Raw genomic sequence first — 10,148 nt, 5'->3', positions numbered from 1 at the left:
GTGCCGCGGAGAACGCGCGAGCGTCAGCCGCGCTGCATCGCCTTCTTCAGCTTCGCATGCGCGGCGGCCTTGATCTGGCAGACGCGTGCCGCGCCGACGCCCAGCACCTCGCCGATCTCTTCGAGGTTCAGTTCCTCGACGTGATACAGCTGGATCACCATCTGCTCGCGCTCGGGCAGGCTGGCGATCGCGGCGATCAGGCGGTCGCGCGTCTGCGCCTCCGACAATTGCTCGAACGCGTCGGGCGTGTCGCTGGCGAACCATGGCTGGTCGTCGGCATAGACCTCGTCGATCGACTCATATTTCACCGCCTCCGCGGCGGCATAGTCGGTGCGCAGCTTCTCGGGCGTGATGCCCATATGCTCGGCCAGCTCGCGATCGGTCGGCGCGCGCCGCAGCGCGCCCGACAGCTGGTTGACCGCGCGCGCATATTCGCGCCGCCGGCGGATCGCGCCGCGCGTCATCGCGGCATGGCGGCGCAGCTCGTCGATCATCGCGCCGCGCAGGCGGGTGACCAGATATTGTTTCAGCGTCACCTGCCCACGATCCTCGAACGCGGCGACCGCCTCGACCAGCGCGACGAGGCCGACCTGGACCAGGTCCTCCACCTCGATCGCGGTCGAGACCGAGCCATGGACGTGCCACGCGAGGCGACGGACCAGCGGCAGATGCTCGCGCACCAGCGCATTCTCGTCGCGCGCGCGCGGGCGCGGCGAATAGGTCAGCGGCGCGGGGGCGGCGGCGGCGAAGGTGCCGCGCATCGGTTCCGCGCTCATGCCGCCAGCGCCTGCTGGTGGTTCTGGCCGCCGATGATGGCGACGACCTCGACGGGCTTGTCCTCTGGCACTTCGAAGAAGCTCATGACGGGGGTATCCGGAAGAACGGTGCGGACGAGTTTGCGGATCGCGACGCGGATCGCGGGCTGGACGACCAGCGCGAACGGCTTCGCTTCCGCGATGAGCGGCTGGGCCGCATCCTGGAGCGCGTCGACGATGCGGCGGCCCAGTTCGGGTTCGATGACATGGCGGCCGGATCGTTGCGCATGGCCTGGCCGAGCAGCTGTTCCAGCCCACCCTCCAGCGTCATGACGCGCAGCGGCTCGCGCACGCCGGCGAGGCGCGCGATGATGAGCGGGCCGAGTTCGGGGCGGATCAGCTCGATCACCTCGAACGGGTCGTGGGTGCGCGTCGCGGCGACCGAGATGGCGGCGGCGATGCGGCGGAATTCCTTGAGCGGGATGCCTTCGTTGAGCAGCCCCTTGAGCACCGCGGTCAGCGCGGTCAGCGGCAGCGGCGCGAGCGCGGCGACCAGCTGCGGCGAGCGTTCCTTGAGGCCGTCGAGCAGTGCCTGCACCTCGTCCGCGCCCAGCAGGTCGGCGGCATTGGCGCCCAGCGCATGGTTCAGGTGCGTCGCGATCACGGTGCCCGAATCGACCACCAGATAGCCCTGGCCGGTCGCCGCATCGGCATCGCCGGTGGAGATCCACGTCGCGTCCAGCCCGAAGGTCGGATCCTTCGCCTTCTTGCCGATCAACTCGCCGAAGCCCTGTCCGGTATCGAGCGCCAGCATCTCGTCGGGCGAGACCTGATCCTCGCCCACGCACACCCCGCCCAGCATCAGGCGATAGGTATAAGGCGCGAGGTTGATGTCGTCGCGCACGCGCACCTGCGGCACGACGAAGCCCAGTTCCTTCGACAACTGGCGGCGCACGCCGGTGATGCGGCCCATCAGCGGCGCGCCGCGACGCTCGTCGACCAGCGGCACCAGCCCGTAGCCGACGTCGAGGTTGACCATCATCTGCTCGGTCACTTCGTCCCAGCCGATCTTCGAGGGATCGGGCGCCTCGACCGGGGCGGGGGCCTCGACGATCACCGGACGCTTCGCATTCTTGTGCAGGCGCCAGGCGGCATAGCCCGCCGCGGCAGCCATCGGCAGGATGATGAGATGCGGCATACCCGGCAGCAGCCCGAGCAGCGTCAGGATCGCGGCGACCGGGGTCCAGGTGCGCGCCGAGCCGAACTGGCTGCCGATCTGGCCGGCGAGGTCCTTCTCGGACTTCACGCGGGTGACGATCGCGGCGGCGGCGATGGACAGCAGCAGCGCGGGCACCTGCGCCACCAGCGCGTCGCCGATCGCCAGCATCGTATAGGTCTGCGCCGCCTTGCCGATGGCCAGGCCGTGGCTGACCGGCCCCAGGATCAGCCCGCCGACGACGTTGGCGGCGAGGATCAGCAGGCCGGCGACCGCGTCGCCCTTCACGAACTTCGACGAACCGTCCATCGAGCCGTAGAATTCGGCTTCGGTGGCGACGTCGACGCGGCGCTGCTTGGCCTCGTCCGGGGTGATCAGGCCGGCGTTGAGGTCGGCGTCGATCGCCATCTGCTTGCCGGGCAGCGCGTCGAGGGTGAAGCGCGCCGACACCTCGGACACGCGGCCCGCGCCCTTGGTGACCACGATCAGGTTGATGATGACGATGATCGCGAAGACGAACAGGCCGACGACATAGTCGCCGCCGATCACGAACGATCCGAACGCCTCGATCACATGCCCCGCCGCGGCGGAGCCGGTATGGCCATGGACCAGCACGACGCGCGTCGACGCGACGTTCAGGCCGAGGCGGAACAGCGTCGCGAACAGCAACACGGTGGGGAAGGAGGAGAAGTCGAGCGGCTTCTCCGCGTTCAGCGCCACCATCAGCACCGCGAGGCTGATCGTGATGTTCATGATGAAGAAGATGTCGAGCAGCGCCGGCGGGATCGGCACCACCATCAGCACGACCAACAGCAGGATCGCGGCGGGCAGCGCGGCCTGGCGCGCGTTGGTGAGCAGCTTCATCGCGTCAGCCCCCCATGCTCGCGAGCATCATATAGGCGAGCTTCGCATGGTCGGGCGACGGGCGCAGCAGGTTGGGCTGCGCGTTCTTCAACTGCCCCAGCGTGGATTGCGCCCAGCCGAGCGCGTCCGTCGCGCTCTCGCCCGCGCCGGTGACGACGGTGGCGTCGCCACCCATCGCCAGCGCCTGCGCCGCGAACTGCATCGCGGACGCGGAATTGGCGGCGGCGGTCTCGTTCCCCGTGCTGCCCAGCTTGCTGGCGAAGCGGTCGTACACCTCGGCCAGCGACCGCGGCGAGCCGTCGCGCTCGTAGAAGACGTTGCGGTTGGCGCGCGCGGCGCCCGGGAACAGCGCCGCGGCGTTGCGATCCGGGTTGCTCTTCATCGCGGACAGGAAGGTGCGCGCACCGCCCAGCCCCAGGAAATGCGCCATATAGAGGTCGGTGCCGGTCGCCGCGCGCCCGGTCGCGGATTCGATCGCGTCCTTGTTGTCGCTGGCATGTTCGGCGGCCATCAGCGAGGCGGCCTCGGGATCGTTGCGCAGCCCCAGGATCTGCGCGCGATTGCCGCCGGTGACGGTGTAGCGCCCCGACGACGTGCGCTGGATGCTGTCCGCGGCCCAGCCGAGCCCATGCTCGCTGCCGTGCTTCTTGACCACGGCGAGCCAGCTCTGCTCGATGAACTGGTACAGGCCCGAGGCGGAGGAGGTGCCGGCGCGCGCATTGGCGTTCAGCCCGCTCTCCAGCTTGGCCTGGCCCAGCAGATAGTCGAAGTCGACGCCGGTGCGCGCCGCGGCACGCTGGATCGCGGACGTGACGCGCTGGGTGGCAGGGGTGATCGCGGAAACGGTCATGCCCCAGCGATCAGCAAGAGGCGTGCCATTCCTGTCGGCCTCGCGGCCGAAAGCGGCACCGGCCCGCTCCCCCACCCCACCTCCCATGCCATGATACTGACGTGGGAGGTGGGGTGGGGGAGCGGGCCGGTGCCGCCACGCGCGTCAGCGCGTCACATCAGGCGTAGGCGGTGTTGCCGCGGCGATAGGCGTTGCCGCCCTGGCCGGAAAGAAGTTGCAGGCGGCGGCGAACATTTGCCGCCATCAGGTTCACGTAGATGCGGCAGGTGTCGTTGAGGCGGTCCGCCTCCTGCGCCAGTTCGCGCAGCTCGGGCGTGGCGGGGCCGTCGCCGAGCGCCTTGAGCGCCTCGATCGCCTTCAGCTTGCCGGCGGTGGCGCGCTCCAACGCGGTGATGTCGTTGCTCTTGAGCGCCGCGATCTCGGCGTGGAGCAGGTCGATCACGCGCACCAGCGCGTCGCGCCTATTCATTCGACATCCAATCGTACTTGAGCGCGATCAGCTGGTCCGCGATCGTCGCGGGCGACAGCGGGAAGGTGCCGTTCGCGATCGCGGTCTTGATCGCCTGCACGCGTTCCACGTCGACCGGCGCCGAGGACGCCATCGTGCGCGCCATCGTCTCCGGGGCGACGGGCGCCTCGGTGCGCAGCGGCGTCGGCGTGGTCGACGCCGCGGCCACCGGCGCTGCCGCAGCAGCGCGCAGGACGCCGCCGGCGCGAAGATCGCCTGCCTTGATCGTTGACGTACTTACCGAATCCACCATGTCCGCACCTATCAGGTTCCGCTGACATCGGCAGAAACGGCAGATTGCGGGCGGGCTTTAGCACTTTTTTATTCCGGCCAGCCGGGCAGCGTCGCGCGACCCTGCGCCACCGCCACCGCCTGTACCGGGCGCGGCGCGTCGTCGACCTTCACCATCAGCCGCGCGCCGGGCGCGGCATCGCCCATCGCCACGCCCTCGCGCGTGATCGAGAAGCTGTCGGATCCGGCCTCGATCATCACCGCGTCGCCGCGGCGGATGACGGGCGGTGCGGCCACCGCCGGCATCGCCATCGGGGTCGCGGCGGCGGGCGTCGCGGTACGCGGCGGCGCGATGACCGGCACGAAGACGCGCCACGCCGGCCCGGCGCAGGCGACGACGACCGCGTCATGCGCGTCGGTACGCCACGACAGCGACACGGTGGGGCAGGTGGCGAGCCGCAGCCGCGCGTCGATCGGCGCGCGCGCGCCGCCGGTCATTCCGATCGGTTGCGCGGTGAAGGCGGCGACCGCGCGGTCCAGCGCGGCGGTGTCCTGGAAGCTGCCGGCCGCGGCGGCGGCGAGGAGGAGCGAGGCGATCATGGCTTGGGTTCCTGTTCGCCCGCGAAGGCGAGCGTGACGATGACGTGGCGCCCGGTGGGGGCGCGGGCGGTGGCGAGGTCGAGGCGGCGGTCGGGGATGCCGGCGCGCGCCAGTGCCGAGACGATCGTGCGGGCGCGCTCCGCCGCCAGCGCGGTGGCGCTGCCGCTGGCGGGATCGACGTCGGCGGCGCTGCCGTCGGTCGCGCCGGTCACGGTCAGCCGCACGCGCGGATCGCGCAGCTCGGCCCTGGCCCAGGCGACCAGCGCGTCGGGGGTGCCGGGCAGCTCGGCGCTGGCGGGCGCGAAGCCGGTGACGCCGTGGCTGGCGACCGCGATCGCCGGCGCCTCGACGCCGAATCCCGCCGCCAGCCCCTGCGCCAGCGCGCGCGGATCCATGTCCTGCTGCGACTGGAGCAGCACGAAGAAGCCGACCAGCAGCAGCGACAGGTCGGCCAGCGTGATGAGCCATAAGGCGCGTCCGCCGCTCTCCTCGGGCAGGTCGTCCGCGGTCATGCGGCCTCCGCCTCGGGTGCGTCGGCGGAATCGTCCCCGCCGTCCTCCATGTCCTCGTAGCTGTCGAACGCGGGGCGCAGCGCGGTGGTGCGCGGTGCCTCGCGCTCGGCCAGCGCGACCAGCGGCGCGACCAGGCGCAGCCGCTCCAGCGCCTCGACGCGCGCCGCCCGGCGCAGCCGCGACGCGATCGGCATCGCCAGCAGGTGCGACGCGAGCGCGCCGTACAACGTGGCGAGCAGCGCCACCGCCATCGCCGCGCCGATCGCGCGCGGATCGGCCATGCGGGTGAACATCGCGACCAGCCCGACCAGCGTGCCGACCATGCCCATCGCGGGCAGCGCCTCGGCCAGCCCGGCCCAGACGTCGGCGACGGTGCGGTGGCGCTCGATCCGGGCGCGGCGCGCCTCCTCCAGCGTGCGGGCGATCTCCGCCGGGGGGGCGGCGTCGACCACCAGCGCGATCGCCTGCGCGACGTCGCGATCGGCGATCACGGTACGGTCGAGCGCGACCACGCCGTGGCGGCGCGCGATCCGCGACAGCGTGGCGATCTGGTCCAGCAGCGTCTCCGCACGGAAGCGCCGCCGCGGCAGGACGGTCAGCGCCGCCACCGCACGGGCCAGGTCGCGCGCGGGCGTGCGCAGCACGGTGGCCAGCGTCGCGCCGCCGAAGACGATCGCGAGCGCCGCGGGATCGAGGAAGGTGCCGGGTGTCATGCCCCTGTGGTTGCAAGGCGCGGGCCAAGTGGGAATATCGTCACCCCGGGCTTGACCCGGGGTCCATCTATCCGCGCCCACAGCGTTCGCGGCACGATGGATGCCGGGTCGAGCCCGGCATGACGGCCAAACCGGCAACCGGATTGCCGGCAACCGGCAAGCCTTTGCCGCCTCCCCCCGCCGGAACGAATTTCCGCCGCCCGGCACCACATTTGGCACGCCCCTTGCTGACATGTCGGGTGCACCTGTCGTGCAAGGAGGATCGCCCCGATGGCGGACACATTGTTCGGAGTTCACGGCGCCGCGCTGGAAGTGCGCGGTCAGCGCATGGGCGTGCTGGCGTCGAACATCGCCAATGCGTCCACGCCCAACTTCAAGGCGCGCGACATCGACTTCAAGGCCGCGCTGGGCGCGGTGGAGTCGAATGGTGCAGATGCGATCGGCGCCGCGACCAAGTTCCGCGTGCCCACCAACCCGTCGATGGACGGCAATACGGTGGAGCTGGCGACCGAGCAGACCGCGTTCGCGGAAAATGCGGTCCAGTATCAGACGACCTTGTCGTTCCTGAACGGTCGCATCAACCAGATCACCCGCGCGCTGAAGGGGGAGTAAGCGCATGACCGCCACCTCCCCGATGACGATCTTCCAGGTCGCGGGCCGCGCCATGTCGGCGCAGCTGACCCGGATGAACACGACCGCGTCGAACCTGGCCAACGCCGGCGGCGTCGCGGGGTCGGCCGACGCCGCCTACAAGACGATGAAGCCGGTGTTCCGCACCAGCTTCGACCAGGCGACCGGGCTGTCGACCGTCGACGTGCAGCAGATCGTCACCGCGGGGGAGGCGCCGACCAAGCGCTACGACCCCGCCAACCCGATGGCGGACAAGGACGGCAACGTCTTCGAGGCCGCGGTCGATGAATCGCGCGAGCTGGTCGACATGATGGAGACCGCCCGCACCTACCAGAACAACGTCGAGGTCATGCAGACGGCCAAGACGCTGATCCTCGACACTATCAAGATGGGTCGCTGACCATGGCCACGAGCACCATTGCCAATACCAGCACGACGTCGCTGGACCAGCAGATCAAGGACCGCGGCATCAGCCGCACGGTGACGTCCGGCGGCGCCACGACGCAGCTGAACACCACCGGCACGAAGACGACGCTGGGGCAGAACGACTTCCTGCGGCTGATGACCGCGCAGATGCAGTACCAGGATCCGTTCAACCCGGTCGACAACACCCAGATGGTGTCGCAGATGGCGACGCTGTCGCAGGTGTCGGGCATCGCGCAGATGAACTCGTCGCTCAGCGCGATCTCGACCCGGCTGGGGTCGACCAGCACCGCGGACGCGATGAGCTACGTCGGCAAGACCGTGCTGACCGACGGCACCACCGCGCAGGAGCGCGTGTCGGGCGGCGTCGCGGGCGCGGTCGAGCTGGCGGGCGATGCGACCAGCGTCGACGTCGATATCTTCGATGCCGACGGCCAGAACGTGAAGACGGTGAAGCTGGGCGCGCAGGCGTCGGGCACCGTCGACTATGAATGGGACGGCAAGGACGCCGGCGGCAACAAGGTGTCCAACGGCCCCTATACGATCAAGGTCACCGCGCTCGACAGGAACGCCGCCACCGCCACCACGCCCGCGGGCGCCGCGGTGAAGGCCAATTCGCTCGTCTGGGCGCCGGTCGAGACCGTCTCGCTTCCCGCCGGTGGCGACCCCGTCCTGAACGTCACCGGGCTCGGCACCGTCAAGCCTTCCGCGATCCGCAAGGTCGCCTGAACCGTCTTCCCTGACCCCCTCCACCGCCCCCTTCACCCAGGAGTTCCCCCATGTCCTTCTACACCTCGCTTTCCGGTCTCCAGGCCATGCAGACCGACATGGCGACGATCAGCCATAACCTGGCCAACGTCTCCACCACCGGCTTCAAGAAGAGCCGCACCGACTTCTCCGACGTCATCGCGTCCAGCGTGTCGACCGACCCGCGCAAGATGGTCGGCTCGGGCGTGGTGGTGAAGGGCACGACGCAGCAGTTCAAGGAAGGCAATCTGACCACCACCAGCAACGCGCTCGACTTGGCGCTGGTGGGCGAGGGCTTCTTCATCATGAAGTCGACCGGGCTGTCGGATCAGGTGAACTACAGCCGCAACGGCGCCTTCTCGGTCGATTCCGACCGCAACGTGGTCGACGCGCAGGGCAGCTTCCTGATGGTCTATCCGGTCGACAACGACGGCAACGTCACCGCCACCGGAGAGAAGGGCCTGACCAACCTGCAGATCCAGCAGACCTCGGGCACGCCCAGCGCGACCAAGGGCGTCTCCACCTCGGTCCAGGTGTCGTCGACCTCGACGATCAAGGATGCGACGAAGTTCAACCGCACCGATACGACGACGTACAACAACTCGGTCGCGACCCGCATCTACGATGCGAACGGCAACGCGATGACGATGACCAATTACTACGTGCGCACCGGCGGTGTCGACAACGCCAATGGCCTGACCGGTACGTGGCAGATGTTCACCTACATCGGCGATCAGCAGATGAAGGGTCCGGGCCAGACCACCGCCGGCCCGGTCGAGCTGACCTACGACAATACCGGTGCGCTGAAGTCGCCGGCTCCGGCGGAAGTCCAGTTCCAGAGCTTCCTGCCCACGTCGGGTGCGGCGGCGCAGTCCGTCAAGCTGACGCTGACGGGCTCCAGCCAGCTGTCCTCGGCCTTCTCGGTCAATGCCAAGTCGCAGGACGGTATCCCGGTCGGCCAGCTGGCGGGCGTGACCGTTACCGACGGCGGGCTGATCCAGGCCAGCTTCTCCAACGGCGACATCGTGCCGCTGGGCAAGGTGGCGCTGGCGAAGTTCTCGACCCCCACGGGTCTGCGCCAGGTCGGCAACAGCTATTGGCAGGCGACCGGCGTGTCGGGCGTCGCCTCGCTCGGCGCGGCAAGCTCGGACGGGTTCGGCGCGCTGATGTCGGGCACGATCGAGGGATCGAACGTCGACATCACCGAGGAGCTGGTGAACCTGATCGCGGCACAGCGCAATTTCCAGGCGAACGCCAAGGCGCTGGATACCGCGACCCAGGTGTCGCAGGCGATCCTCAACATCCGCTCGTAAGCATCGACGCACGCGGGAGATCGATAGGTGGACAAGCTCGTCTATACCGCGGCGACCGGGCTGCGCGCGCACATGGCCGCGCAGGCCGCGATCGCCAACAACATGGCGAACGCGTCCACCACCGGCTTCCGCGCCGATCGCGTGGTCTTCGACCGGATCATGCTGTCGGACGGCACGTCGGCCCTGTCGGCGCGCCAGCCGACCGGCGAGGAAGTGAAGGACATCGACCGCACGCAGGGCGCGATCCAGCAGACCGGGCGTCCGCTGGACGTGGCGCTCGGCGACATCGACAGCTGGATCGCGGTGCAGGCCGCCGACGGCAGCGAGGCCTATACGCGGCGCGGGGACCTGAAGGTCAATGCGTCGGGCACGCTGGAGACGGGCGACGGCTATCTGGTGATGGGCGAGGGCGGCGGGCCGATCACGCTGCCGCCCTACAGCCAGCTGGCGATCGGCAGCGACGGTACGATCTCGATCCAGGCACAGGGCGACACGTCCCCGCCCGCCCCGATCGACAAGATCAAGCTGGTGTCCGCCAAGGGCAGCGAGACGGTGAAGGGCCTCGACAACCTGATGCGCGTGAAGGGCGGCGGCGCGTTGCCCGCCAATCTGGACGCGCAGCTGTCGTCCGGCGCGCTCGAATCGTCGAACGTCAACATGACCCAGGCGCTGGTCGACATGATCGAGAACCAGCGCAGCTACGAGGTGCAGGCCAACCTGTTGAAGGAAGCGCGCACCATGGACGAATCGAGCGCATCCGTGATGCGCCTGCCGGGCTGAGGAAGG

Annotated in this window: 12 protein-coding genes and 1 pseudogene; 5 read left to right on the top strand and 8 right to left on the bottom strand. The window is 69.6% G+C overall.

Annotated features, from left to right (window positions below; genetic code table 11):
* Positions 1-23 precede the first annotated feature (23 nt).
* The 8 genes and pseudogenes from PGN14_RS01495 to PGN14_RS01460 form a co-directional block, all read right to left on the bottom strand.
* Positions 24-776 (bottom strand): sigma-70 family RNA polymerase sigma factor, encoded by a 753-nt coding sequence (locus PGN14_RS01495; RefSeq protein ID WP_335297643.1) that lies wholly within the window; start codon positions 774-776, stop codon positions 24-26.
* Positions 773-2,835: pseudogene (gene flhA, locus PGN14_RS01490) on the bottom strand (flagellar biosynthesis protein FlhA). Before flhA ends, PGN14_RS01495 begins: the two are co-directional and overlap by 4 nt.
* 4 nt (positions 2,836-2,839) lie before the next feature.
* Positions 2,840-3,685, bottom strand: a complete 846-nt coding sequence (locus tag PGN14_RS01485; protein ID WP_335297642.1) for a lytic transglycosylase domain-containing protein — start codon at positions 3,683-3,685, stop codon at positions 2,840-2,842.
* Positions 3,686-3,842: 157 nt separating this feature from the next.
* Positions 3,843-4,154 (bottom strand): flagellar protein FlgN, encoded by a 312-nt coding sequence (locus tag PGN14_RS01480; RefSeq protein WP_335297641.1) that lies wholly within the window; start codon positions 4,152-4,154, stop codon positions 3,843-3,845.
* Positions 4,147-4,446, bottom strand: coding sequence for a flagellar biosynthesis anti-sigma factor FlgM (flgM, locus tag PGN14_RS01475; RefSeq protein WP_335297640.1), 300 nt, complete (start codon positions 4,444-4,446; stop codon positions 4,147-4,149). The genes PGN14_RS01480 and flgM overlap by 8 nt, the downstream gene beginning before the upstream one ends.
* Positions 4,447-4,514: 68 nt before the next feature.
* Positions 4,515-5,024 (bottom strand): flagella basal body P-ring formation protein FlgA, encoded by a 510-nt coding sequence (locus PGN14_RS01470; protein WP_335297639.1) that lies wholly within the window; start codon positions 5,022-5,024, stop codon positions 4,515-4,517.
* A complete protein-coding gene (locus PGN14_RS01465) occupies positions 5,021-5,536 on the bottom strand; it encodes a flagellar motor protein MotB (RefSeq protein ID WP_335297638.1) in 516 nt (171 codons plus the stop codon). The genes PGN14_RS01470 and PGN14_RS01465 overlap by 4 nt, the downstream gene beginning before the upstream one ends.
* Positions 5,533-6,249 carry a motility protein A gene (locus PGN14_RS01460; protein ID WP_335297637.1) on the bottom strand — a complete coding sequence of 239 codons (717 nt, stop codon included), beginning with the start codon at positions 6,247-6,249 and terminating at the stop codon, positions 5,533-5,535. Before PGN14_RS01460 ends, PGN14_RS01465 begins: the two co-directional genes overlap by 4 nt.
* Before the next feature lie 270 nt (positions 6,250-6,519).
* On the opposite strand from PGN14_RS01460, the gene PGN14_RS01455 reads away from it, so the two are divergent.
* The 5 genes from PGN14_RS01455 to PGN14_RS01435 are packed head-to-tail and all read left to right on the top strand — an operon-like array spanning position 6,520 to position 10,142.
* Positions 6,520-6,861, top strand: a complete 342-nt coding sequence (locus PGN14_RS01455) for a flagellar basal body rod protein FlgB (protein ID WP_335297636.1) — start codon at positions 6,520-6,522, stop codon at positions 6,859-6,861.
* Between the two features lie 4 nt (positions 6,862-6,865).
* Positions 6,866-7,279 carry a flagellar basal body rod protein FlgC gene (gene flgC / locus PGN14_RS01450; RefSeq protein WP_335297635.1) on the top strand — a complete coding sequence of 138 codons (414 nt, stop codon included), beginning with the start codon at positions 6,866-6,868 and terminating at the stop codon, positions 7,277-7,279.
* Positions 7,280-7,281: 2 nt separating this feature from the next.
* On the top strand, positions 7,282-8,031 hold the full coding sequence (locus tag PGN14_RS01445) for a flagellar hook assembly protein FlgD (protein WP_335297634.1): 750 nt from the start codon (positions 7,282-7,284) through the stop codon (positions 8,029-8,031).
* Between the two features lie 50 nt (positions 8,032-8,081).
* Positions 8,082-9,362: a flagellar hook protein FlgE gene (locus tag PGN14_RS01440; protein WP_335297633.1), complete on the top strand. Its 1,281-nt coding sequence runs from the start codon at positions 8,082-8,084 to the stop codon at positions 9,360-9,362.
* 27 nt (positions 9,363-9,389) lie between these two features.
* Positions 9,390-10,142, top strand: a complete 753-nt coding sequence (locus PGN14_RS01435) for a flagellar basal body rod protein FlgF (protein ID WP_335297632.1) — start codon at positions 9,390-9,392, stop codon at positions 10,140-10,142.
* Positions 10,143-10,148: the final 6 nt, after the last annotated feature.

It is taken from the genome of Sphingomonas adhaesiva, from assembly GCF_036946305.1.
Classification (GTDB): Bacteria; Pseudomonadota; Alphaproteobacteria; order Sphingomonadales; family Sphingomonadaceae; genus Sphingomonas; species Sphingomonas adhaesiva_B.
The sequence above is the reverse complement of the archived record's forward strand: the minus strand, read 5'-3'. Positions and strand labels throughout refer to the sequence as shown.

Bases quoted from the DNA above. Each gene is read 5' to 3' on its own strand.
- PGN14_RS01485 (WP_335297642.1), bottom strand. From the start codon at position 3,685: ATGACCGTTTCCGCGATCACCCCTGCCACCCAGCGCGTCACGTCCGCG.
- PGN14_RS01480 (WP_335297641.1), bottom strand. From the start codon at position 4,154: ATGAATAGGCGCGACGCGCTGGTGCGCGTGATCGACCTGCTCCACGCC.
- PGN14_RS01460 (WP_335297637.1), bottom strand. From the start codon at position 6,249: ATGACACCCGGCACCTTCCTCGATCCCGCGGCGCTCGCGATCGTCTTC.
- PGN14_RS01465 (WP_335297638.1), bottom strand. From the start codon at position 5,536: ATGACCGCGGACGACCTGCCCGAGGAGAGCGGCGGACGCGCCTTATGG.
- PGN14_RS01495 (WP_335297643.1), bottom strand. From the start codon at position 776: ATGAGCGCGGAACCGATGCGCGGCACCTTCGCCGCCGCCGCCCCCGCG.
- PGN14_RS01440 (WP_335297633.1), top strand. From the start codon at position 8,082: ATGTCCTTCTACACCTCGCTTTCCGGTCTCCAGGCCATGCAGACCGAC.
- PGN14_RS01470 (WP_335297639.1), bottom strand. From the start codon at position 5,024: ATGATCGCCTCGCTCCTCCTCGCCGCCGCCGCGGCCGGCAGCTTCCAG.
- PGN14_RS01445 (WP_335297634.1), top strand. From the start codon at position 7,282: ATGGCCACGAGCACCATTGCCAATACCAGCACGACGTCGCTGGACCAG.
- flgC (WP_335297635.1), top strand. From the start codon at position 6,866: ATGACCGCCACCTCCCCGATGACGATCTTCCAGGTCGCGGGCCGCGCC.
- flgM (WP_335297640.1), bottom strand. From the start codon at position 4,446: ATGGTGGATTCGGTAAGTACGTCAACGATCAAGGCAGGCGATCTTCGC.
- PGN14_RS01455 (WP_335297636.1), top strand. From the start codon at position 6,520: ATGGCGGACACATTGTTCGGAGTTCACGGCGCCGCGCTGGAAGTGCGC.